This window comes from Mycolicibacterium lutetiense (assembly GCF_017876775.1).
GTDB classification, from domain to species: Bacteria; Actinomycetota; Actinomycetes; order Mycobacteriales; family Mycobacteriaceae; genus Mycobacterium; species Mycobacterium lutetiense.
On record NZ_JAGIOP010000002.1, the window covers coordinates 2,939,350 to 2,961,675 of the forward strand.

23 protein-coding genes are annotated in these 22,326 nt (G+C 65.6%); 15 read left to right on the forward strand and 8 right to left on the reverse strand.

The window, feature by feature from the left end; all coding sequences use genetic code 11:
• Positions 1 to 211 precede the first annotated feature (211 nt).
• Positions 212 to 463: a transcriptional repressor gene (locus JOF57_RS23515; protein ID WP_209920666.1), complete on the forward strand. Its 252-nt coding sequence runs from the start codon at positions 212 to 214 to the stop codon at positions 461 to 463.
• Here the strand turns inward: JOF57_RS23515 and nirD are convergent.
• The 3 genes from nirD to JOF57_RS23530 form a co-directional block, all read right to left on the reverse strand.
• Positions 448 to 819 (reverse strand): nitrite reductase small subunit NirD, encoded by a 372-nt coding sequence (gene nirD / locus JOF57_RS23520; RefSeq protein WP_209920669.1) that lies wholly within the window; start codon positions 817 to 819, stop codon positions 448 to 450. The genes JOF57_RS23515 and nirD overlap by 16 nt on opposite strands.
• Positions 816 to 3,416 carry a nitrite reductase large subunit NirB gene (gene nirB, locus JOF57_RS23525; protein ID WP_234938234.1) on the reverse strand — a complete coding sequence of 867 codons (2,601 nt, stop codon included), beginning with the start codon at positions 3,414 to 3,416 and terminating at the stop codon, positions 816 to 818. Before nirB ends, nirD begins: the two co-directional genes overlap by 4 nt.
• A gap of 113 nt (positions 3,417 to 3,529) precedes the next feature.
• The gene (locus JOF57_RS23530; RefSeq protein ID WP_209920672.1) at positions 3,530 to 4,942 is read right to left on the reverse strand and encodes an aminotransferase-like domain-containing protein; all 1,413 of its coding nucleotides are present in this window, start codon (positions 4,940 to 4,942) and stop codon (positions 3,530 to 3,532) included.
• On the opposite strand from JOF57_RS23530, the gene JOF57_RS23535 reads away from it, so the two are divergent.
• Positions 4,941 to 5,849 (forward strand): DMT family transporter, encoded by a 909-nt coding sequence (locus tag JOF57_RS23535; protein ID WP_209920676.1) that lies wholly within the window; start codon positions 4,941 to 4,943, stop codon positions 5,847 to 5,849. The genes JOF57_RS23530 and JOF57_RS23535 overlap by 2 nt on opposite strands.
• Before the next feature lie 30 nt (positions 5,850 to 5,879).
• Here the strand turns inward: JOF57_RS23535 and JOF57_RS23540 are convergent, their stop codons facing one another.
• Positions 5,880 to 6,368 (reverse strand): hypothetical protein, encoded by a 489-nt coding sequence (locus tag JOF57_RS23540; RefSeq protein WP_209920679.1) that lies wholly within the window; start codon positions 6,366 to 6,368, stop codon positions 5,880 to 5,882.
• Positions 6,369 to 6,479: 111 nt separating this feature from the next.
• Positions 6,480 to 7,238 (reverse strand): isocitrate lyase/PEP mutase family protein, encoded by a 759-nt coding sequence (locus JOF57_RS23545; RefSeq protein ID WP_209920682.1) that lies wholly within the window; start codon positions 7,236 to 7,238, stop codon positions 6,480 to 6,482.
• Positions 7,239 to 7,436: 198 nt separating this feature from the next.
• On the opposite strand from JOF57_RS23545, the gene JOF57_RS23550 reads away from it, so the two are divergent.
• The 12 genes from JOF57_RS23550 (at position 7,437) to JOF57_RS23605 (ending at position 18,095) form a co-directional block, all read left to right on the forward strand.
• Positions 7,437 to 7,733 (forward strand): Rv0250c family protein, encoded by a 297-nt coding sequence (locus JOF57_RS23550; RefSeq protein ID WP_209920685.1) that lies wholly within the window; start codon positions 7,437 to 7,439, stop codon positions 7,731 to 7,733.
• 52 nt (positions 7,734 to 7,785) lie between these two features.
• A complete protein-coding gene (locus JOF57_RS23555; RefSeq protein WP_209920689.1) occupies positions 7,786 to 8,607 on the forward strand; it encodes a succinate dehydrogenase subunit SdhC in 822 nt (273 codons plus the stop codon).
• Between the two features lie 62 nt (positions 8,608 to 8,669).
• Positions 8,670 to 10,577 (forward strand): fumarate reductase/succinate dehydrogenase flavoprotein subunit, encoded by a 1,908-nt coding sequence (locus tag JOF57_RS23560; RefSeq protein ID WP_209920692.1) that lies wholly within the window; start codon positions 8,670 to 8,672, stop codon positions 10,575 to 10,577.
• A gap of 2 nt (positions 10,578 to 10,579) precedes the next feature.
• Entirely contained in the window at positions 10,580 to 11,329 is a 750-nt protein-coding gene (locus tag JOF57_RS23565) for a succinate dehydrogenase/fumarate reductase iron-sulfur subunit (RefSeq protein WP_209920696.1), read from the forward strand.
• A gap of 187 nt (positions 11,330 to 11,516) precedes the next feature.
• On the forward strand, positions 11,517 to 12,521 hold the full coding sequence (locus JOF57_RS23570; RefSeq protein ID WP_209920699.1) for an AAA family ATPase: 1,005 nt from the start codon (positions 11,517 to 11,519) through the stop codon (positions 12,519 to 12,521).
• A gap of 9 nt (positions 12,522 to 12,530) precedes the next feature.
• Positions 12,531 to 13,421, forward strand: coding sequence for a DUF58 domain-containing protein (locus tag JOF57_RS23575; protein ID WP_209920702.1), 891 nt, complete (start codon positions 12,531 to 12,533; stop codon positions 13,419 to 13,421).
• The gene (locus JOF57_RS23580; RefSeq protein WP_209920705.1) at positions 13,421 to 13,894 is read left to right on the forward strand and encodes a hypothetical protein; all 474 of its coding nucleotides are present in this window, start codon (positions 13,421 to 13,423) and stop codon (positions 13,892 to 13,894) included. The genes JOF57_RS23575 and JOF57_RS23580 overlap by 1 nt, the downstream gene beginning before the upstream one ends.
• Positions 13,885 to 14,958: a hypothetical protein gene (locus tag JOF57_RS23585; RefSeq protein WP_209920708.1), complete on the forward strand. Its 1,074-nt coding sequence runs from the start codon at positions 13,885 to 13,887 to the stop codon at positions 14,956 to 14,958. Before JOF57_RS23580 ends, JOF57_RS23585 begins: the two co-directional genes overlap by 10 nt.
• On the forward strand, positions 14,955 to 15,992 hold the full coding sequence (locus JOF57_RS23590) for a vWA domain-containing protein (RefSeq protein WP_209920711.1): 1,038 nt from the start codon (positions 14,955 to 14,957) through the stop codon (positions 15,990 to 15,992). The genes JOF57_RS23585 and JOF57_RS23590 overlap by 4 nt, the downstream gene beginning before the upstream one ends.
• Positions 15,989 to 17,020, forward strand: coding sequence for a hypothetical protein (locus JOF57_RS23595; protein ID WP_209920713.1), 1,032 nt, complete (start codon positions 15,989 to 15,991; stop codon positions 17,018 to 17,020). Before JOF57_RS23590 ends, JOF57_RS23595 begins: the two co-directional genes overlap by 4 nt.
• Entirely contained in the window at positions 17,017 to 17,868 is an 852-nt protein-coding gene (locus JOF57_RS23600) for a hypothetical protein (RefSeq protein WP_209920726.1), read from the forward strand. The genes JOF57_RS23595 and JOF57_RS23600 overlap by 4 nt, the downstream gene beginning before the upstream one ends.
• Before the next feature lie 65 nt (positions 17,869 to 17,933).
• Positions 17,934 to 18,095: a hypothetical protein gene (locus JOF57_RS23605; protein WP_209920729.1), complete on the forward strand. Its 162-nt coding sequence runs from the start codon at positions 17,934 to 17,936 to the stop codon at positions 18,093 to 18,095.
• A 36-nt stretch (positions 18,096 to 18,131) separates the two neighbouring features.
• On the opposite strand, the gene JOF57_RS23610 is transcribed toward JOF57_RS23605, so the two are convergent.
• Positions 18,132 to 18,617 (reverse strand): flavin reductase family protein, encoded by a 486-nt coding sequence (locus JOF57_RS23610; RefSeq protein ID WP_209920732.1) that lies wholly within the window; start codon positions 18,615 to 18,617, stop codon positions 18,132 to 18,134.
• 77 nt (positions 18,618 to 18,694) lie between these two features.
• Here JOF57_RS23610 and JOF57_RS23615 point away from each other — a divergent pair, with 77 nt between their 5' ends.
• Positions 18,695 to 19,357, forward strand: coding sequence for a GAP family protein (locus JOF57_RS23615; RefSeq protein WP_209923669.1), 663 nt, complete (start codon positions 18,695 to 18,697; stop codon positions 19,355 to 19,357).
• A gap of 12 nt (positions 19,358 to 19,369) precedes the next feature.
• On the opposite strand, the gene JOF57_RS23620 is transcribed toward JOF57_RS23615, so the two are convergent.
• Both JOF57_RS23620 and pe read right to left on the reverse strand, forming a co-directional pair.
• A complete protein-coding gene (locus JOF57_RS23620) occupies positions 19,370 to 21,124 on the reverse strand; it encodes an AMP-binding protein (RefSeq protein ID WP_209920735.1) in 1,755 nt (584 codons plus the stop codon).
• Between the two features lie 48 nt (positions 21,125 to 21,172).
• Positions 21,173 to 22,309: an acyltransferase PE gene (gene pe / locus JOF57_RS23625; protein WP_209920738.1), complete on the reverse strand. Its 1,137-nt coding sequence runs from the start codon at positions 22,307 to 22,309 to the stop codon at positions 21,173 to 21,175.
• Positions 22,310 to 22,326: the final 17 nt, after the last annotated feature.

A 22,326-nucleotide genomic window follows, 5' to 3' on the forward strand; every position in this document is an offset into this window, starting at 1 on the left:
TTCTGGCAAATTTTCCGGCGAAACCACCTCTGTACAGGTAGTTAACATGGCAACAAATTTCCCGATCGTTTGCCGGCAGCTTGTCGTGTCAGATCCGACCCGAATACTCAGCTATCGTTGTCGCGAGCATCGGGCGATTCGGCGGGAGTGCAGGTAAAAGTGCAGGTGACAACGACGGTGGGCGCTGCCTGCCAAGGCGGCGTACTCGGCCGTGCGGCCCGGTAACCGGGTCCCGGCCGAACGTCTGCGTGAACACCTGCTGAATGCTCTGGAGCGCACATCCCGGCCGATGACGACCGCACAGCTACGCGACGATATGCACGAGCATTTTCGTGCACCGGTGGTGATCGAGTCGGTGTACCGCAATCTGACGGTGCTCGAACGACGCGGCGCCGTGGAGCGCTTCAGGCTGCAGGGGCGTGACGCCCACTGGAGCCGGGCGGCCGATCAGGCCGCGAGCTGAACGAACCCGCCCGGCGTCACCCTGGTCCGGTAGACCGGTATCGCCACGGCGCTGTCGTCGAGGCACCGACCGTCATCGAGCGCAAAGGCCTGTTTCTTGATCGGCGACTGCACCGTCGCGCACCCGCCACGATCACCCACGATCCCCCGGGACAGCACCGCCGCACCGGAGAACGGGTCGACATTGCCCACCGCGTGCAACGAGCCGTCATCGAGACGGAACAACGCCGCCTGCGAACCGTCGGGCAGCAGCACCGCGACGCCCCGGCAGGGCATCAGAAAGTCATAGCGGCAGGCTGTCGTCCATCCCGAGAACGGGGGGTTGTACACGTCCGTGCCGTCGTCGAGCAGTGTCATTTCGCCTCCTGGATGATCGCCGGCATACCCAGCTCTGTTGCGCTCCTCGCGGGCGCGAAGTCCGTAGCGCCCGGCACCTTCCGGCCGGCCCGCTCGGTGAATGTGATCGTCGGATCGTCCACGTCGGGCGCATTGACGAACGAGACGAAGCGCGACAGCTTCTCCGGGTCCTCGAGCACGCCCTTCCACTCGCAGGCGTAGCCGTCGACGTGGCGCTCCATGGCCGCCTCGAACTCGGCTGCCAGGCCGAGGGAGTCGTCGCACACGACATCGCGGAGGTGGTCGAGCCCGCCATCAAGAGATTCCAACCAAGGGGCCGTCCTTTGCAGGCGGTCAGCGGTTCGGATGTAGAACATCAGGAAGCGGTCGATGTAGCGGATCAGCGTCTCGTCATCGAGATCGCCGGCCAGCAGCTGCGCGTGCCGCGGTGACATCCCGCCGTTACCGCACACGTAGAGGTTCCAGCCCTGTTCGGTGGCGATGATGCCGACGTCCTTGCTCTGTGCTTCCGCGCATTCGCGTGCGCACCCCGACACTGCCATCTTGATCTTGTGCGGTGAGCGCAGACCCCGGTAGCGCTTCTCGATCTCGACGGCCATGTTCACCGAATCCTGTTGCCCGTACCGGCACCAGGTGCTGCCCACGCAACTCTTCACGGTGCGCAGCGACTTCCCGTACGCCTGCCCGGATTCCATGCCACCTTCGACCAGCCGTCGCCAGATCTCGGGCAGCTGTTCGACGCGCGCACCGAACATGTCGATGCGCTGACCGCCGGTGATCTTGGTGTAAAGATCGAAATCCCTTGCGATCTCACCGATCAGGATCAGCTGATCGGGAGTGATCTCACCGCCGGGCGACCGCGGCACCACCGAGTAGCTGCCGTTCTTCTGGATGTTGGCCAGGAAGTGGTCGTTGGAGTCCTGCAGCGAGGCCTGCTCACCGGAGAGCACGTGGTCGGAGCTGGTGGAGGCCAGGATCGATGCGACGGTGGGTTTGCAGATGTCGCAACCCTTTCCGGTACCGAACTGCTCGATCAGACCCGAGAAGGTCCGGATCTCGGTGGCACTGACGATCTCGAAGAGTTCGGCCCGCGACTGGCTGAAGTGCTCACACAACGCCTTGGACTGCTCGACTCCCTCGGCCTCCAGCAGCTGCTTGAGCAGCGGCACGCAGGACCCGCACGACGTGCCGGCCAACGTGCACTTCTTCAGGCCGGGGACATCGGTGCAGCCACCGCAGATGGCTTCCTTGAGATCACCTTTGGTCACGTTGTTGCAGGAGCAGATCTGCGCAATATCGGGCAGGGCACTCACACCGAGAGCAGAGGCCCCAGCCGCGCCTTCAGCGGCCGGCGCTATCAACGACAGCGGGTCGCCGGGCAGCTCGCTGGCAACCATCGGACGCAGCACCCCGTAGGCCGACGCGTCACCGACCAGGATGCCGCCGAGCAGCGTCTTGGCGTCATCGGAGAGGACCAGCTTGGCGTAGGTATTCTTCACCGGATCATTGACCACGACGTCCAGGCAGTTGGGCGTCCGCCCCTGGGCATCGCCGAAGCTGGCCACGTCCACGCCGAGCAGCTTGAGCTTGGTGGACATATCCGGCTCGGGGAACTCGGCCGCGCCACCGAGCAACCGGTCGGCGACCACCTCGGCACTGGTGTAGCCGGGGCCCACCAAGCCGTAACAACGGCCCTCGATCGCGGCCACCTCGCCGATCGCGTAGATGCTGGGATCGCTGGTGACACACGACAAGTCGGTCATCACGCCGCCGCGCTGCGCGATGTCGAGTCCCGCTTGACGGGCCAGCTCGTCGCGGGGACGCACCCCGGCCGCGAACACGATCACGCTGGCGTCGACGCTGCTGCCGTCGTTGAGCGACACCCGCACCGAGTCATCGATCTGGGATTTCTTCAGCGGCTTGTGCCGCTGCACCGGGTGAATGGTCTCGGTGCTGACTCCGGTGTGTACCTCGATGCCGAGACCCCGGATCATCCGGTTCAGCAGTGCGCCACCGGCCGGGTCCAGCTGGGCCGCCATCAGGTGCGGCGACATCTCCAACACGTGGGTCGCCAGCCCGAACCCGCGCAACGCATTCGCGGCTTCCAGGCCGAGCAGGCCACCGCCGATCACCACACCGACGGGCGTTTTCGAGTCGCGGGCGGCCTGTGCGCCGGCCCGGATGGCGTCCAGGTCGTCCAGCGTTCGATAGACGTGGCAGTGCGGCAGGTCGTGGCCTGGCACCGGCGGCACGAAGGCATACGAGCCGGTGGCCAGTACCAGCGCGTCGTAATCGATGCTTTGACCGTCGACAGTCCGCACCGTGCGGGCCTCCCGGTCGATCTCGGCCACCGCACAGCCCAGCCGCAGGTCGACCCGGTCGTCGCCGGCATAGTCGTTGCCGGGCAGCGCCAGCCGGCCCCGGTCCCAGTGTTCGGTGTAACCGGTCAGGCCGACCCGGTCATACGCGGCGTCAGCTTCCTCGGACAACACGGTGATCCGCCAGGTGCCCGCGGCGTCACGGGACCGCAGCGCCTCGACGAAGCGGTGTCCCACCATGCCGTGTCCGATGACCACGACGTTCTGTGTTGACGACATACGGCGAGATTAGGAACCTGAAGTTGCCGAAATGTCGCCCCGTGTGAATCGCCCGTCACGGTGTGCTCACGGCCCGCGCGCCGCGCATGTGAGATTGCGGTCCGGTGCGCCGGTCAGCCCGATTGATGCGCCAGCGCCCGGCCGATGACCCGGGCAGCCTCGTCGAAGCGCTGTGGATCGGGCCCGCAATAGTTGAGACGCAGGTACGGCCCGGAGGGCTCGGCGGGAAACCATTCATCGCCGGCCGCGACCAGCACCGACTCGGCCTCACACTCACGCACCAGGCGCTGCAGGTCGATCGCATCGGGCAGGCGCAGCCACAGGTGCAGACCGCCGCGAGGCACCTGCTCCAACTGGGCGCCGGACGCATGCTCGGCCAGCGCGGCGATCAGATGGTCACGCCGGGCCCGCAACTGCTGGCGCAGGTCGCGTAGGTGGGTTCGCCAGGCCGGCTGGGTCACCACATCCAGCGCAGCGGCCTGCAACAACCCACTGACGTACATCGACTCCGCACCGCGATCGGCCAGAATCCGTTCGCGCGCAGGACCTCTGGCCACCATCGCCGCCACCCGGACAGACGGCGACACACTCTTGGTCAGCGACCTCAGATAGATGACGTGGCCCGCGTCGTCGGATGCCGCCACCGGCCGGGACGTGCTGTCGATACCGAAGTCATGCGCCCAGTCATCCTCGATCAGGAAGGCGCCGTGACTGCGCACCACCTCGAGCACCTGGCCGGCCCGTTCTGGATCCCATTGGGCACCAGTCGGATTGGCGAAATTCGGTTGGGCGTAGAAGACCCGGGCACCGCTCTCGGCGAACGCACGCGAAAGTTCCTCGGGCTCAGGTCCGCTCGGCCCGCTGGGCACCGGAACCAACCGGACACCGCAGTGGGCCGCCGCCAGAATGGCCCCCCAGTAGCTGGGCGATTCGATCAACATCGGCTGCCCGAACCCGACCAGGGCACGAAAGATGGAACTCAGACCGCTCTGACTCCCCGGCAGCACGATCACCTCACGTGCCGTCGGCGCGGTCACCCCGGCACCGAACGCCTCGGCCAGTTCCTGGGCGAACCAGGCCTGCAGGTCGGGACGGCCGGGTGCAGGCGCCGGGTGCAGCGCGGCATCCCCGCGGGCAGCCCGCGCGAATGCGGTGCGGACCAACCGCTGCGGAAGCAGTTCGCGGACCGGATAACCGGAGTGCAACGCGATCACGTCAGGCGCGACACCACGCAGCGGCGTCGACAACGCCGGGATGCGCGCCTGCGGGGACCGCAGCGCCGCGGTCTGCCAGCCATAGTCGGGCAGGCGCGCGCTGCGCACTGCCCGCACGAACGTCCCGACCCCCGACCGGCTCTCCACCAGGCCCAGGCTGCGTAGCGTGCGCATGGCCTTGGCCACCGTCACCGGACTAGCTGCATACTCCGCCACCAGAGCGCGGTTGGACGGTAGCTGCGCACCCGGCGGCGCGGTGGTGATCCACTTTCGCAGGCCGGACACGATCCGCTCAGTGCTATCGTTATCCATGTTGATACAGAGTAGCGCTACTAGAAATAGTCCGCATGCGCTATCGTCCTCCGGATTGTGGTGGGGACTGCTGGGCGTGACAGCCTTCTCGTTCACCATCGTGTTCACCAAGATCGCCACCGGCGGATTATCGCCGCTGTTCATCGGTGCCGGCCGCGCCGTCGTCGCCGCGGCCATCGCGGTGGCCGCCCTCTCCCTGACCCGGCAGGCACTGCCCCGGGGCCGGCAGTGGGCGCGGTTGGTCGTGGTGGCGGCCGGCGTCGTCGCGGGGTTCCCGCTACTGACCTCGTATGCGCTCACGGTCGTCCCGGCCAGCCACGGCGCCATCGTCGTCGCCCTGCTTCCCGCCGCCACCGCGGTCTGCGCGGTTCTGCGCGGACACGAGCGCCCGCCGGCCGCGTTCTGGGGATTGGCCGCCGCCGGGTCCGTGGCGGCAGTGGTGTTCGCCATGGTGCACGGGGCCGGACTCCGCCACCTGAGCTGGCCGGACCTGCTGCTGTTCGGGGCGGTCCTCGCCGCGGCCGTCGGGTACGCCGAAGGCGGGTTACTGGCCAGAGAACTGGGCGCCTGGCAGACCGTGTCCTGGGCCCTGGTGGTCGCGGCGCCGGTGATGCTGGTCCTGACCGCATGGACCGTCGTGCAACAACCGCCGCAGGCGACGCCGGCACAGTGGGCGGCGTTCGGCTACCTCGCCGCCGTCAGCATGTATCTGGGCTTCTTCGCCTGGTACCGCGGTCTGGCCATCGGGCCGATGACCCAGGTGAGCCAGGTGCAATTGGTCCAACCGGTGCTCACCCTCGGCTGGTCCGCCCTGCTACTGCACGAACGGCTGACCTGGTCGACGGTGCTCGGCGCCGCCGCCGTCATCGGGTGCGCGGCGCTGACTGTCCGCGTCCGCCTCCGGTGATTCACCGGAATCCGTCGGTATTCGGTGGGATCAGAAATTCACCGGGTAGTCCGAGGTGTAGACGTCGCTGCGGATCCGCCCCGGGGCCGGAGGCCCCTCGACCACCACCCAGGCCTGCGTGGCATCCGAGCTCAGCGGCCCGGCGACCGTAACGGTCCCCGTCCCGCCGGCGTCGGTGTGCAACATGGCGCCCGCCACACCGGGATCTCCGACATTGCACGTCGCCACCGACGGCCGTGGCAGCTGGATGAGCCTGACCTGGTAGTCGGTATCGGGGCGGGCCGACTGCAGCGACACCTCCGCACCTACATGAGAGCCATCGACACCGATGCTGGCCCGACCGGAGCCGAAACCCGACCCCATGCCGTCGCGAAACAACCCCTTCGCGAAATCACACCCGCGGATGTAATTCGACAACGGCACCATCGTCGTCGCCCCGGCCGGTGCCGCGCCGATCCCACCCAGCACCACCCCGCCGGCCACCGCCAGTGCCACCGTGCTTCTTGTGCGCCACGCCATCGCCCGCATCCCGCCTACTCGACATAACAGTGGGCCATTATTGACACAGATCACCCGCCGAGAACCGGCAGTTCGCGTAAAACGCCGGACCGGCCTGGCTGATCGGCGTGCTTACCGCCAGCGCCGCAGGATCTCCTTGGCCCGCGCGCTCAGCGCGGCCTGCAGGAACGGCCCGAAGGTGATGCGTCCCACGCCCAGGTCGGCCAACGCGGCGAGGTCGGCGCTATCGGCCGGAACGGTCACGCTGACCGGCAACGGCACCCCGGAAACGAAGCGCCCCAAGCCTTCCGGATCGCTCAGGCCGGCGGGGAACAGCGAATCGGCACCCGCCGCGGCCGCCTCGGACAGCCGGGCGATCGCACGGTCCACCCGATCCGCGGCATCTCCGTCCTTGCGCAGAAAGAGGTCGGTGCGCGCATTGATCACCACATGCACTCCCGCGGCGTCGGCCGCCGCACGCAGTTGCCCCACCAACTCGGCGTGCTCGGCCGGGCTGCGCAGCCGCTTATCCTCCTTGTGCACGGTGTCCTCGAGGTTGAAGCCGACCGCACCGACGTCGAGCAACCCCTCGATCAGCCGCTCCGGCCGCTCGCCGTAGCCGGATTCGATATCCACCGAAACCGGCACGTCGACCGCGTCGATGATCTGACGCACACGGGTCAGCAGGTCGTCGAACGACATCACCTCGCCATCGGCCTTGCCGATGGAATCCGCCAGCGGGTGGCTACCCACCGTGAGCGCGGAGAACCCCTCGCCGACAGCCAGTCGGGCCGACCACGCGTCCCAGACCGTGGGCAACACAACGGGGTTGCCCGGTTGGTGCATCGCCAGCAGCGCCGCGGCCCGCTCCTGCAACGTCGTCTCACTCATTCGATCCTCCAGGTGCTCCGATGATCTTCGGCCGGTCGCGAAGCCAGCGAAAACCACAGTACGACCCGGCCCGAAAGACATACCCCGACGTGCAGAGACCAACCAGATGGACGTGATGTGCATCACGCCTCGATCGTGATGTGGCTAGCATTGGGTGTCGTACTGTGAGCCCTGACACCTTCAGCCCGAGGAGGTCACTTGTCCACCACTACCGAGTTCTCTGAACTGCACAACCTGATCGGCGACATGCGTCGTTGCGTCACCACGTTGGCGTCCAAGTATGGGGATTCCCCTGCTATGCGCCGCGTGGTCAACGATGCCGAACGGATCCTCAACGACATCGAGCGGTTGGACATCGACGCCGAAGAGTTGGAGATGCGTCACGGCGTGACACGCCAAGAACAGACCCGCGAGAAGATCGGCATCCCCGATACCCAATACGCGAGCGAGTTCTGGCAGGACGTCGCCGACGAGGGCCTCGGCGGATACCGCTGAGTCCGCGGGCGTCTGACGCCCGAGAAAACAACTGAACCTCAGAAAGGGAACCGTGAGCGCACCCACCGCTGACCGTCGTGCGACCGGGGTCTTCTCGTCCACACGAGCGCAGATCCCCCAACGCACCCTACGGACCGACCGGTGGTGGCAAGCACCACTATTGACCAATCTGGGGCTCGCGGCATTCGTCATCTATGCGACGGTCCGGGCGTTCTGGGGAAGCGCTTACTGGGTAGCGGATTACCACTACCTGACGCCCTTCTACTCGCCGTGCATCAGCACGGCGTGTGCGCCCGGATCGAGCCACCTCGGCCAGTGGGTCGGCGAACTGCCCTGGTTCATCCCCATGGCATTCATCTCACTGCCGTTCCTGTTGGCGTTCCGGCTGACGTGCTACTACTACCGCAAGGCGTACTACCGGTCGGTGTGGCAGTCACCGACCGCCTGCGCCGTGGCCGAGCCACACGCGAAATACACCGGCGAGACCCGACTTCCGCTGATCATGCAGAACATGCACCGGTACTTCTTCTACGCTGCGGTGCTCATCTCACTGCTCAACACCTACGACGCGATCGTCGCGTTCCATTCGCCCTCCGGCTTCGGATTCGGGCTGGGCAACATCGTCCTGGTCGGCAACGTCATCCTGTTGTGGATCTACACGGTGTCCTGCCACTCCTGCCGGCACGTCACCGGCGGCCGCCTCAAGCATTTCTCCAAACACCCTGTCCGGTACTGGATATGGACACAGGTGAGCAAGCTCAACACTCGCCACATGCAGTTCGCCTGGATCACGCTGGGCACCCTGGTCCTCACTGACTTCTACGTCATGTTGGTCGCCAGCGGCACCATCTCGGATCTCAGGTTCATCGGCTAGCCGGCCGGCTGAATTCATAGGCGACAAGCACATACACGTGAAAGGGCGAGCGGGGTATTTCCATGGGTGAACTAGAGCGGCACACTTACGACGTAGTCGTGATCGGTGCCGGCGGGGCTGGACTACGCGCCGTGATCGAGGCGCGCGAACGCGGCCTGCGGGTGGCGGTGGTGACCAAGTCGTTGTTCGGCAAGGCCCACACCGTGATGGCCGAAGGCGGCTGCGCCGCGGCGATGCGCAACGTCAACACCAAGGACTCCTGGCAGGTGCACTTCGGTGACACCATGCGCGGCGGCAAGTTCCTCAACAACTGGCGGATGGCCGAACTGCACGCGCAGGAAGCCCCCGACCGGGTGTGGGAGCTGGAGACCTACGGCGCGCTGTTCGACCGGACCAAGGACGGCCGGATCAGCCAGCGCAACTTCGGCGGACACACCTATCCGCGCCTGGCCCACGTCGGTGACCGCACCGGCCTGGAGATCATCCGCACCCTCCAGCAGAAGATCGTCTCGCTGCAGCAGGAGGACAAGGCCGAACTCGGTGACTACGAGGCCCGGATCAAGGTCTTCCACGAGTGCTCGATCACCGACCTCATCAAAGATGGCGATCGCATTGCCGGCGCGTTCGGCTACTACCGCGAGACCGGCAACTTCGTGCTGTTCGAGGCCCCCGCGATCGTGCTGGCCACCGGCGGTATCGGCAAGTCGTTCAAGGTGTCGTCGAACTCCTGGGAGTACACCGGCGACGGCCACGCCCTGGCCCTGCGCGCCGGATCCAGCTTGATCAACATGGAGTTCATCCAGTTCCACCCGACCGGCATGGTCTGGCCGCTGTCGGTCAAGGGCATCCTGGTCACCGAGGGTGTACGCGGTGACGGCGGAGTGCTGAAGAACTCCGAGGGCAAGCGGTTCATGTTCGACTACATCCCCGCGGTGTTCAAAGGCCAGTACGCCGAGACCGAGGAAGAAGCCGACCAGTGGCTCAAGGACAATGACTCCGCGCGGCGCACCCCTGACCTGCTCCCCCGCGACGAGGTGGCCCGCGCCATCAACTCCGAGGTCAAGGCCGGCCGCGGCTCGCCACACGGCGGGGTCTACCTCGACATCGCCTCGCGCATGACCACCGAAGAGATCAAGCGCAGGTTGCCGTCGATGTATCACCAGTTCATGGAGCTGGCCGAGGTCGACATCACCAAGGACGAGATGGAAGTCGGCCCCACCTGTCACTACGTGATGGGCGGCATCGAGGTCGATCCCGATACCGGTGGCGCGGACACCCCCGGATTGTTCGCGGCTGGCGAATGCTCGGGTGGCATGCACGGCTCGAACCGGCTGGGCGGCAACTCGCTGTCCGACCTGCTGGTGTTCGGCCGTCGGGCCGGCCTCGGCGCGGCCGACTACGTGCAGGCACTGCCCGAGCGGCCCAAGGTAGCGGAGGCCGCTCTCATCGAGGCCACCGAACTGGCGTTGTCCCCGTTCGAATCTCACGCCAACCCGGAGAATCCGTACACGCTGCACGCCGAGTTGCAGCAGTGCATGAACGACTTGGTCGGCATCATCCGCAAGTCCGAAGAGATCGAGGAAGCACTGGCCAAGCTGGCCGAGCTGCGGACCCGCGTGCACAACGTCAGCGTCGAGGGCGGTCGCGTCTTCAACCCGGGCTGGCACCTGGCCATCGACATGCGCAACATGCTGCTGGTCAGCGAGTGCGTCGCCAAGGCCGCCCTGGCCCGGACCGAGAGCCGGGGCGGACACACCCGCGACGACTACCCGGACATGGACGCGGACTGGCGCCACACCCTGCTGGTGTGCCGAACCTCCGGTGAGGATCAGGTCGTGCCGGATGTGGCGGTGACGCCGGAACAGCAGCTACCCATGCGGGAGGACCTGCTGGCCACGTTCGAGCTCTCCGAACTCGAAAAGTATTACACCGAGCAGGAATTGGCCGAGCACCCCGATCGGAAGGGCTGAGCATGAGTGCCTACAACGCGAACCTGCGGGTGTGGCGAGGCGACGACACCGGAGGCGAACTGCAGGACTACACCGTCGAGGTGAACGACGGCGAGGTGGTGCTCGACATCATCCACCGGTTGCAGGCCACCCAGGCAGGCGATCTCGCAGTGCGGTGGAACTGCAAAGCCGGCAAATGCGGATCCTGCTCGGCAGAGATCAACGGCCGCCCCCGGCTGCTGTGCATGACCCGGATGTCGACCTTCGACCCGGACGAAACCGTCACCATCACGCCCATGCGGACGTTCCCGGTGATGCGCGACCTGGTGACCGACGTGTCGTTCAACTACGAAAAGGCGCGCCAGATCCCGTCATTCACGCCGCCCAAGGATCTGAAGCCCGGCGAGTACCGGATGCAGCAAGAGGACGTCGAGCGCAGCCAGGAATTCCGCAAGTGCATCGAGTGCTTCCTGTGCCAGAACGTCTGCCACGTGGTGCGTGACCACGAGGAGAACAAGGAGGCGTTCGCCGGCCCGCGGTTCTTCATCCGGCTTGCCGAGTTGGACATGCACCCACTCGACGTCGCGGACCGCAAGGATCTGGCGCAGGAAGAAGCCGGCTTGGGCTACTGCAACATCACCAAATGCTGCACCGAGGTGTGCCCGGAGAACATCAAGATCACCGACAACGCCATCATCCCGATGAAGGAACGGGTGGCCGACCGCAAGTACGACCCGATTGTGTGGTTGGGCAACAAGCTGTTCCGCCGATGAGCGCTTGCGCGAAGAGAAAATAGCCGCATGAGCGCTTGCGCGAAGAGAAAATAGCCGCATGAGCGCTTGCGCGAAGAGAAAATAGCACAGCTAGTTTCACACTCGGCGCAAAAATTTGGTGTGCCCACCCACCGGAAACCGTTGCTAGGCTCAATTCGCATCAAGCACGCGTCGACGGGGGAAACGTATGCAGTTGTCCGGACCTCAGCTGTCCCGTGAGGACCTCCAACGGGTCGGAGGGACGGTCCAGCACCTGCAGAACGCACTGTCGGCCAAGATCGTCGGGCAGAAAACCCTGCAGCAGTCCCTGCTGATCGGCCTCATTGCCTCCGGCCACGTCCTGCTGGAGAGCGTTCCCGGCCTGGCCAAGACCACCGCGGCCAAGACCCTCGCCGAGAGCCTGGCCGCGCGTTTCCAGCGCATTCAGTGCACCCCTGACCTGCTGCCCAGCGACATCACCGGCGGTCAGATCTGGGACCAGAAGAACGGTGAGTTCAAGGTCGCGTTCGGTCCCGTGCACGCCAACATCGTGTTGCTAGACGAGATCAACCGGTCCTCGGCGAAGACCCAGAGCGCGATGCTGGAAGCCATGGAGGAGCGTCAGACCACCATCGGCGGAACGGTTTACCCGCTGCCGAACCCGTTCCTGGTGCTCGCCACGCAGAACCCGATCGATCAAGAGGGCACGTATCAGCTGTCCGAAGCACAGATGGACCGCTTCATGCTGAAGGACATCCTCACGTACCCGACGGCCGAGGAGGAAGAGGAAGTCGTCGCCCGGATCGCCGGCGGGGTGTTCGACGCGCACCCGGAATCCGGGAACGGGCAACTCGATACCCAACGGGTGCTCTGGCTGCAAGCCATGTTCAAGCGGGTGTTCATCGACCGCTCGATCGTCAGGTACGCGAGCTACATCGTGAACGCGACCCGACACCCCAAGAACTATCTGGAACCCCAACTCTCAGACCTCATCCAGTTCGGCGCCAGTCCCCGCGCCACCATCGCCCTCTGCCGGGCGGCCTGCGCCCACGCTCTACTGGAGGGCCGGCCGTACGCCGTACCCGATGACGTCAAGGCAGTAGCCAAACGTGTTCTCCGGCACCGGATCATCCTGAAGTTCCAGGCCTCGGCCCAAGGCATCACCCCGGAGTACCTCGTCGACGGCCTCCTGCACCGCGTCCCGACGCCGTAGCGAGCCACGATGGGGGACATTCTCAACCGGGTCCGCGCCCAGCTCAATTTCGATCCTCGGTCCGTCGGGATGCGCCTGCGGTCACACCGGGTTCTGGAGGGCGGCCACACCTCGCTGCAGTTCGGCCGCAGCGACGATTTCGTCGACCTACGTGAGTACGCCCTCGGCGACGACGTCCGCGACATCGACTGGAGGGCGTCGGCGCGCAATACGCACCTCGTGGTCCGGCGGTACGTCGCGGAGAAGGCCCAGGAGTTCCTCCTGATCGCCGACACCGGTGCAAACCTGCTCGCCCCCGCCCCCAGCGGGGAGAGCAAACGGGACCTCGCGATTCTCTCCCTCGGCGCAGTCGGCCTGGTCGCCTCGGCACAGGCAGACAAGATCAGCCTGGTCTACGGCGATGACCGCGGATCGTCCATCGAGCCGGGCAAGACCGGGGAGGACCATCTCGAGCAGCTGCTGACCCTGCTCAGCCACCTCAACATCGAGGTCGGCAACCCGTCCAACATCGTCAGGCAACTCGAGTTCGTCGCCGCCACACTGGACAAGCGCTACTCCATCTACATCGTGTGCGACCAGCCTTCTGTCACACCGGAACTAGTCGCGGCCGCGATGACCGTGCGGGGGCGCAACGCTATTCATTGGATCCTCATCGAAGACCTCGACATCCTCGGCCAACCGCACTCCGCCGACGAAGTGCTCGATGTGGCGACCGGCAGAGCACTACTGACGCCGTCGGTGCTGGGCACCAAGGTGCTGGACTCGTACCGCCGCGCCGAGGCCGCGCGGACGGCCGAATGGCAGTCGTTCATCGCGCAGCTCGACAGTCCGTGTGTCCGGATCTCGTCGCGGGCCGACATCGCCCCCGCCCTGTCCGTGCTGTCGGAGGGACGACGCTGATGCACGACTCGATCGACTTCCTGTTCCCCCCGATGCCCTACCCGGTGTGGTGGGTCATCGGCGCAGCGTTCCTCGTGCTGCTCATCATCGGCTGGATCGTCGGGGTGATCGTGTGGACCCTGCCCATCGAGGCACTCCGGCGGATCCCCGTCATCCGCGACATCAGCTACAAGGTGCTGCGGTTCAAGTTCTCCCGATCACTGACCAAGGTTGAGCAACAGCACCACGAGGGGCGGCTCTCCACCCGCGATGCATTCCACGAGATCAGCCGAATCTTCAGGAATTTCATCGACTTTCGTACCGGATTCTCCGCACGCAGGATGACGGCGACCGATGTCGCGCACAGCCCGTTGGCCGGTCCTGCACTCAACGTCCTGGCCATGACCTATCAAGGTCAGTTCGACGAGGCCGATCCGCGCACTGTACCCAGTGTGGTCGCGGCAGCACGGACGGCGGTGCTGACATGGGCTTGAAATGGCCCCTTCTGCTGCTCCCGATCGCCATCGGCATCGGCGTCGCGGTGTGGTACGCCATGCGGCGCACGCGCTTCGGCTGGCAGGGCGAATTGCCTTACCTCGCACGGTCGTTCCGGATTACCACCCTTCCCGAATACCAACGGGCCCTGCGGCTGCACGAACGCCTCTCCGTGGCGGCATTGGTGATGGCGATCATCGCTGTCTTCATGCTCATCGGCGCCACACTTCGACCGGCCAAAACCTATGAACCGCAGCTGGCCGGGTCGGACACCCCGAACGTCGACATCATGTTGTGCTTCGGGCCGCTCTACAACATCGGCATGTCCGACAGCGTTGCCATCAGCCAGTTGATGACCATCCTGGACGACAAGGTGGATGGCTTCGGCAACCAACGCATCGGGATGACCAAGGAGTTCTACCGCAACTTCCCGGTCACCTCGGACCTGCCGTGGGTGTCACAACGCCTGGCCGAGATCGGCGAGGTCGCCCAGGCGGCTTCCGCCAAAAACGATTCTTCCGCGGCATTCTCCTCGGACACCGAACTGTTCAACCGCTATTCCTCCCACGCCACCATCAACGACACCATCGCGATGTGCGCAATGGGTCTGCCCGCAGTCGGATCGGACAACGGCCGTGGCCGGGCAATCGTCTACATCGGCGGCACCAAGACCTACTCTGACACTCCCCCGACCTACTCCGACGCGATGCTGGCCGGAATCGTCAAGGACTCGAAGATCCAGGTGAACACCATCGTCCCGGGAACCCATCCGGGCGAGTTCGTGGACAAGCTGGTCAAGGATTCCGGTGGCCGCCAGTACCTCTACACCGAGGTGGGCGGTATCACCGGTGACGACGCGACGCCCAGGAAAACCGAGAATCAGAAAGAAGAACTGTCGAACGCGATCGACAAGATCCTGTCGAATCCGCCGCCGTCGACTCTTGATGAGCAGCGCAAGGAGGAAATGCACCCGTTCCAGTGGGATGTGCCCGACCTTCTGCTGCAGATCGCGTTGATCGCGGCTATCGCGCTCGCCGGAGCACGGCTGGGGATGCGACTGTGAAACTCAGTGTCGCCCCGGTGTTCCCGATCTGGCTCATCATCGTGCTCGTGCTCGTGGCCGTCGCCCTGCGGATCGCCGCCGCCATCGCCACAGCCCGCCGTCGGGGGCGGATGCCCGACGGCCGAGAGTGGCTGCGAATGGGGATGGCGCTCGTGGCCATCGTGTGCGTCGGACTGGCCGCTACCCGCCTCGGCGACGAGTCCAACGCCGAGCGTCCACCGCGGCTCACCACCACCGCCGAGGAATCCAACATCAACGTCTTCCTGGTCATCGACCGCTCGGCGGGCATGAACGCCAGCGGCTTCGGCCGCTCGGCCGGCGCTGACTACGGCGACAGCGAAACCCGCCTGGAGGGCGCCATGCAGGACGCCCAGGTGGTACTGACGAAGTACCCGGATGCCCGGTTCAGCGTCATCTCCTACGCCGACACTGCCCGCGTCGACTGGCCGATCTCCCGTGATGAGTGGAGCCTGGCCCCGTTCCTACAGAACTTCAAACCCTACGGCGAGCGGTCGAAAGATGCTGTGGTGAAAACCGATGTCGCAGCGTCGAATTCGCTCCTCCGAGAGCAACTCAACGCGGCCTCGCGCACGTATCCCGGGTCGGCGAACCTCGTTTTCATCTTCGGCGCGGGCAGCGACTCGGACGATTCAGCGTTCGACATCCCCCTGGCCCAGGTATCGGGTGGCGCGGTGTTCGGCTACGGAACCAACGACAGCAAACCGCGCATCTTCGCAGGCCCGAACTACGACACAGTCGACGTCCCGCTCAACGATGAGGCGCTGACCGCAGCGGCCGAAAGCCTCGGAGTCCCGTTCCACATGCGGGAAAGCGGGCTGTTCGACGCCGACGAGCTGCCCTCTGCGGTGACCCAGGCCGTCCCCGCCGACCCGGTCAATCCCAAAGTCCCGCACCCGGATCGAACTGAGTTCTACTGGTTCTTCGCCGCGATCGCGGCAGCGCTGTTCGGCGTCGAACTGTACGGGCTGGCCGGTCATTGGCTGCGACGCAGAAGGGGGACGGTACAGAAGTGACGCAAACGCTCCCGCCCGCCGAATCCAGCGAGGCACAAGAGACCGGGCACGAGAAGCTGACTGCCGCCCGGCCCAGCCGACTGCAGTTGCGGCGCAAGCTTCTGCTCTGGTCGATTCCCGTACTGGTGCTGCTGCTCCTGCTCGCGGTCAAGATCGCCAGCGTCGGCATCCTCGGCAACAAGCTGCCCGGTCAGTTCGCGGCCCGTGACGATGCGGCCATGCAGAACACGCTCGAGTGGATCGATGTCGGCAATATCGGGCGGGGCTTCCGGGAGAAGTTCGCCCAAGGTGACCTGCTGATGCTCCGCGGCGATGTCCCCGGGGCCTTCGAAGAGTTCAAGGCCGCGCACGAGAAGGAACCGGGCGCCTGCCCACCACGAGGCAACTTCACCCTGATCTCCGAGAAGCTGAGTGACAGCGAACTCAAACAGGGCAATTTCACCAAGGCGCGAGAAATCCTCACGCCCGCGGTGGAAGCCGCCAAGGGCGACCCCGGGTGTTTCACGAAGTTCCCCTCCGCGAGCCCCGACATCCGCGCGTTCGTGAGCGAAACGCCCGAGCGGCTGTCCAACAAGCTCGCGGCCCTCAAGGGCGGTGCCCTCACCAAGACCCCCGACGGCTATGACTACAAGCGTGCACCTGGCGGGGGAATCGACTTCACCGAGTCCAAGACCGGACCCTGCCCGTATCCAGACGACGAGGCCCAGATGAAGGAGTGCATCACGCTGCGCGACCAGGAGGTGGCAAAGAAGACCGAGGCGGCACGGCAGGCCAAAGAGCAAGAGGACAAGGCCAACCAACAGCAACAGCCGCCGCCTCCCCCTGATCCCAACCAGCCGCCCGCACCCGCGACCCCGACCCCGACGCCGGGTCCAGGTCAGGGTCCGGGCGCCGATGCGCCGCTGGAATACCCTGACCACGTGGAGTTGCGGCCGCCCGGCGACGGTCCGGGCTTCTGCGATCCGGACGGAACGCCGCTCGGCCACTTGACCTCGGCCATGTGCGAGACTGCAGGACCGCAGCCATGAGCGGGGACAACGGGGCGCCGAACCCGTGGTCGTATTCGGTGACGGCCGGCGATGCGAGCCCCCGGAAGTTGTCCAGGCGGACGATGATCCTGAGCGGCGTCGGCATTGCTGTCGTGGTGCTGCTGGTAGCCGCGTTGGTGGCCTGGTTGGCCTGGCCACGGTCGGCGCCCATCGAGCAGGCGGACACACCCGAAAAGGGCAGGCCCCTGCTGAGCGACAAACCGCCGACGATGATCCTCAACGCGATCGACTTCAACTCGCTGTATCCGCCGGGCTACACCGAATTCGACCATACGAAGATGGACCGGGGTTCGGGTTCCTCGTACGACCCCGATCGCGAGTACAAGTCGACGTCGGAACCAACCGGCTGCACCTCGGACGATGACCCGATCTACGACGCCAAATGGGACTTCGTGGCCGACGACAAGGATCCGGAGCGATACAGAGACTCTCGCATCTCACGGCTGATGTATCCGGTCGACGACCCCGGCGGCAACAAGGAAGACACGCAGTCCTTCTCGCTCACGGTGTTCGTGTCCAAGGACCCGACCAGCCTCGACTTCGGCCGGCAGTGGTATGAGCGCTGTAAAGACGCCAAGATCACCACCGTTGTCAGCAAGCACGGTCAGGTCATCGAGACGAAGACACGAACCCTGAATCATGTGGTGATTGCCGCACCGGAATCGGCCGCCGATGACTCGTTCGCGCTGACAACCACTGAGAAAGAGAAGTGCGACTACTACGGGCTGGTCCGGGGAATGATCGTCAACGTGTCGTGCCCACCCGCACAGAAGGACGCCGGCGCCCAGTTGTTCCGCAAGGTCATCATCGGTCTTCAGGAAGTCTGAGCCGCTGGGCGAAGTTCGGCGCGTAGGCTCGTGAAAGCAGCCAATCAGCGTCGAAAGGCAGCTTGATGAGCATGGGACAGATCCACAGCGTCAACGAGATCCGGACCGCGATCCGGGAACTGTCGGCCCGAGCCGACCTGGCCCGTAAAGAGGGCCGCCCGGGTGATGCCGGCGAGATCGAACAGCGCATCGCCAAATATCGCGACGAACTGGCCGCACGACCCTGAGCCGGGTGTGATCCGGAGCCCGCAGACGCCGGGAAGCTAGGCGCCGAGCTTGCGGAACGTGCTGCGGTGGAACACGATCGGTGCCACGTCGGCGTTCACCGTGATGCCGCTGACGCGCAGCACCACGATGGTGTGATCGCCGGCCTCCACCAATTGCTCGATGGCGCTCTCCATCCACACGCTGGTTCCGTGGATGAACACCGCGCCGGATTTCCGCGACTCGGTCTCCAGCCCGGCGAACCGGTCCCCCGTCTTGGCGGCCAGGGTGCGGGCCGCATCGTCATGGGCTTCGCCCAGCACGCTGATCCCCAGCGACGGGAGATCCTTGAGCTTGGGCCAGGTGGTCGAAGAGTTCTGCACGCAGAACGACACCAGCGGCGGGTCAAGCGACACCGGCACGAAGGTGCTGGCAGCCAAGCCGACCAGAGCGCCCTCTACCTCGGCAGCAATCGCGATGACACCGGACGGAAAATGGCCGAACGCCTCACGCAATGACGTCGGGCTCAGTTCTGTTGCACTCATAACACCTCCATCTTCACACAGTGCCCGCTCACCCCTCACCCGCCCGCTCGTACACCGCCGGTAAGTTGGCGCCCATCATGTGGATTCCGCTTCTGGTGATGGCCGCCGCCGTCAGCCTGGAGCCGTTCCGCATCGGCATGACCCTCGTGATGCTCAACCGGCCGCGACCGCTGCTGCAACTGCTGGTGTTCCTCATCGGCGGTTTCGCGATGGGCACCGCGGTCGGCATGGTCGTGCTGTTCATCCTGCGGCCCGCCCTCGGTTCGGCCCATTTCACTCTTCCCAGAGTGCAACTCGCGGTCGGCGCGCTGGCGCTGCTGGCTGCGGCCGTCCTGGCGGCGGGAAGGCCGACGAGCATGCTGGGGCCGAAACCCGACCGGGAGCCCGGACCGCTCATGGCCCGCATCCGGCAACTGCTGGGCGGTCAGTCACTGTGGACCGCAAGCGTTGCAGGCCTCGGCATCGCACTGCCGTCGGTCGACTATCTCGCCGCGCTCGCGCTCATCGTCGCCTCCGGCGCCGCGGCAGCCACCCAGGTGGGCGCCCTCCTGCTGTTCAACGTCGTGGCATTCGGGCTCGTGGAGATCCCGCTGATCTCCTACCTGGTGGCCCCGGAACGCACCCGCGCCACCCTGGCGTCATTGCACGACTGGCTGCAGATACAACGTCACCGCAAAATCGCCGCGGTGGTGGCCACCGTCGGCTGCGTGCTCGTCGTCGTGGGGTTCGTCGGGCTGTAGTACGTCAGCCGCTCAGGCGTCCAACCGAGCGAACTCGTCCTGTCGATACTGCTCCGCGCAGGCCGCCCGGCGAATCTTGCCGCTCGTGGTCGTGGGGATCGACCCGGGAGGCACCAGGACGAGATCCCCGACATTCAAACCGTGCGCATTCGATATCGCGGAGGTGACATCGCTCTTGATCGTGGTCAGCCAGTGCCCCGCCTCGACCGGGGACTCGCCTCGCTTCTTGAGCTCGATGACGGTGACCAGCTTCTCGGTGCTGTTCTCCGTCGTCGAGATGGCCGCGACCCGGCCACCGGTGATCTGCTGGACCGTCGCCTCGATGTCCTCGGGGTAATGATTGCGCCCGCGGATGATCAGCAGATCCTTGATCCTGCCGACGATGAAAAGCTCTCCGCCGGAGACGAAGCCCAGGTCGCCGGTTTTGAGCCAAGGCCCGTGGACCGTGCCCGGCGAGGGATCGACGAGGGTGGCGCCGAAGCACTGCTGCTCCTCCGGTGGCCTGCTCCAGTATCCGGCCGCGACGTTGTCGCCGTGCACCCAGATCTCGCCGACCGCGTCCGGTGCGCATTCCCGGTTGGTGTCGACGTCGACGATCCGCACCACGGGCGACTGCGGCAGCGCGTACTGCACCAGCGCGGTCCCCGCTCTGGCAGCACAGCGGCGCGCGCGGCCCGCTGCCAACTCGTCGACATCGAAATAGAAATCGTCTGCCGACTCAGACCACGCGCCGGTCGCCACGAAAACAGTGGCCTCCGCCATCCCGTACGACGGGCGCAGCATGTGGTCGGCGAAGTTGAAGTGAGCGAACCTGTCGGCGAACCGCTCCAGCGACGCTGGCTCCACGCGCTCGGCGCCATTGATGATGCCCACCACCCCGCCCAGGTCCAGCCCGGCGAGATCCGCGTCCTTCGTCTTGCGGGCGGCGAGGTCGAAGGCAAAATTGGGCGCGGCCGAAAAAGCATTGGGATTCTCGGCCAGCGCCCGGATCCACCGGGACGGCTTCTCCAGGAACGCAATCGGGCTGGTCAACGCCGCACGTAAGCCACCCAGAATCGGTGCGCACACACCCAGTACCAACCCCATGTCGTGGTAGAAGGGCAACCACGACACGACCCTGGCATCCAGTGCCGACCTGGACTGCGGGTCCGTGAAGAAGCAGCGCATCAACTGCTCGAAATTCACCTGCAGGTTGCGATGGGAGATCATCACGCCGGTCGGCAGCCGGGTAGAACCCGAGCTGTACTGCAGATACGCCGTGGCGGGGAACTCGATTGTGCCACTGTCGAACCCGTCGGCTCCAACCTCGGCGTCCAGGTTCAACGAGTCGATCGCAACGAGCTTCGGCGCAGTGTTCATCCGTGACTGATCCACGTAATCGCCGACATCCTCGGCCACTGCGGATGTCGTCAGAACAACCGACGGCTTCGTATCCATGAAGACCGCACTCACACGGTCATGACTCGAACCGCGATGAGGCATGGGGAGCGGAACCGCCACGAATCCGGCCTGCATGGACCCGAGGAACGCCACGATGTACTCAAGGCCCTGCGGGGCCAGGATCACCGCCCGGTCACCGACGGAGCCGTGAAGGCTGATCTCACGTGCCGCGTTCATCGTCCGGCGTGACAGCTGCGACCACGTCAGGGTCTCGTCGACGCCCGCCGGATCGGCGGCGTAATCGGTGAAGGTGAAGGCCACGTCGTCGGGGCGCATGCTCGCACGTGCGTGCAGCATCGAGAGGATTGAGGACTGGGGGGTAGGCATCACGTCACGTCCGTAACTCGTCGAAATCCATCAGCTCGGCAGGCGCCGTCAGCCCGCGCCCTGCGGGTTCAGCACCGACAGCGCGGCGTTGGCCAGCTCCGACATCGGGTCGGTGCCGCCGCCGAACGTCGCGTCGTTGGCGGGTGCGGTGACCTCCGCGGGGTCGAAACCGTGCACCGGGTCCACGGTGATCGGGGCGGTCGCCGGGTCGTCGTTGCGCGAATAACCCGCGTTCACCCGGGGCAGCAGTATCGCGTCCAACTGATTCAGCGTGTCCTGGTCATATCCGAGGTACTTGAAGGGCAACACCAGCGGAAGATGCTCTTCGGGTACCAGGTACGTCGTTGTCGTCGCGCCCTTGGAGTTGACCGTCGTCCTGATGTTCTGCGGCGGGACGTTGCTCGGATTGGTGAATGCGATCGCGGTGTGACCGGTCGCCAGGCCGGCGACCGCATTGATCACGCTCATCCAATTGTCGGGCCGGTCCGGCCAGTCGGCGATGCTGTCGTAGGCCGAGACGAACTGGTCGGTGTGGTACTGGCTCTCCACGGGCGCCGGGACGCGGTAGTCCATGAACGGTACGACGCTGCCGACCGGAAAGTTCTGAGTCAGGAAGCTCTCCCCGAAGGCGTGCTTGGCGATCGGGTCGCCGAACGTCGCGAAACTCAGCTGGTCCGGTGGCGGGGCAGTCGGATCGTTGGCCAGACGCGCCTTCACCGCGTTGAGCACGAGCGCTCCCTCGGACAGCCCCATCGCTCGTCCCTTACCGCCCTTGCGGATGGCGGCGTCGAGGTTTCCTTCACCCTCGTCGACCGACTCGCCGATGCTGGGACCGTCGAGGCCCAGACCGGGATAGATCTGCTCGCCGATCGGACCGATACCGGGGAAGAGACGTTCCAGGGTATGGCCCTGAACCTGCCCTGCCGGGTAGTCGACCTTCACCCGTTTCATGCCGGGGAACCACTGCTCACCCGTCATCCGGATGTACTCGTCATAGGGGATGCCGAGGACGTGGGCACCACCCAGGGCGTACGCGGTCCCGGGGTCTGCCGGCGCCGGGGGCGGCGTACCGCCGGTCGACGTTCCGGGGGCCTGTGTGTCATCGGCGGCTGCCGATCCAACGCCGAAACATCCTGTGACACCGGCAGTTACCAGGACCGTCAGTCCTGCGAGTAGCTTCTTCATCTCTGCACCTGCCCGAT

Coding starts and splice junctions, on each gene's coding strand:
- JOF57_RS23615 (WP_209923669.1), top strand. CDS start 18,695: ATGTGGATTCCGCTTCTGGTGATGGCCGCCGCCGTCAGCCTGGAGCCG.
- nirD (WP_209920669.1), bottom strand. CDS start 819: ATGACACTGCTCGACGACGGCACGGACGTGTACAACCCCCCGTTCTCG.
- JOF57_RS23605 (WP_209920729.1), top strand. CDS start 17,934: ATGAGCATGGGACAGATCCACAGCGTCAACGAGATCCGGACCGCGATC.
- JOF57_RS23565 (WP_209920696.1), top strand. CDS start 10,580: ATGAGTGCCTACAACGCGAACCTGCGGGTGTGGCGAGGCGACGACACC.
- JOF57_RS23580 (WP_209920705.1), top strand. CDS start 13,421: ATGCACGACTCGATCGACTTCCTGTTCCCCCCGATGCCCTACCCGGTG.
- JOF57_RS23545 (WP_209920682.1), bottom strand. CDS start 7,238: ATGAGTGAGACGACGTTGCAGGAGCGGGCCGCGGCGCTGCTGGCGATG.
- pe (WP_209920738.1), bottom strand. CDS start 22,309: ATGAAGAAGCTACTCGCAGGACTGACGGTCCTGGTAACTGCCGGTGTC.
- JOF57_RS23570 (WP_209920699.1), top strand. CDS start 11,517: ATGCAGTTGTCCGGACCTCAGCTGTCCCGTGAGGACCTCCAACGGGTC.
- JOF57_RS23620 (WP_209920735.1), bottom strand. CDS start 21,124: ATGCCTACCCCCCAGTCCTCAATCCTCTCGATGCTGCACGCACGTGCG.
- JOF57_RS23585 (WP_209920708.1), top strand. CDS start 13,885: ATGGGCTTGAAATGGCCCCTTCTGCTGCTCCCGATCGCCATCGGCATC.
- JOF57_RS23535 (WP_209920676.1), top strand. CDS start 4,941: ATGTTGATACAGAGTAGCGCTACTAGAAATAGTCCGCATGCGCTATCG.
- JOF57_RS23610 (WP_209920732.1), bottom strand. CDS start 18,617: ATGAGTGCAACAGAACTGAGCCCGACGTCATTGCGTGAGGCGTTCGGC.
- JOF57_RS23530 (WP_209920672.1), bottom strand. CDS start 4,942: ATGGATAACGATAGCACTGAGCGGATCGTGTCCGGCCTGCGAAAGTGG.
- nirB (WP_234938234.1), bottom strand. CDS start 3,416: ATGTCGTCAACACAGAACGTCGTGGTCATCGGACACGGCATGGTGGGA.
- JOF57_RS23575 (WP_209920702.1), top strand. CDS start 12,531: ATGGGGGACATTCTCAACCGGGTCCGCGCCCAGCTCAATTTCGATCCT.
- JOF57_RS23600 (WP_209920726.1), top strand. CDS start 17,017: ATGAGCGGGGACAACGGGGCGCCGAACCCGTGGTCGTATTCGGTGACG.
- JOF57_RS23540 (WP_209920679.1), bottom strand. CDS start 6,368: ATGGCGTGGCGCACAAGAAGCACGGTGGCACTGGCGGTGGCCGGCGGG.
- JOF57_RS23560 (WP_209920692.1), top strand. CDS start 8,670: ATGGGTGAACTAGAGCGGCACACTTACGACGTAGTCGTGATCGGTGCC.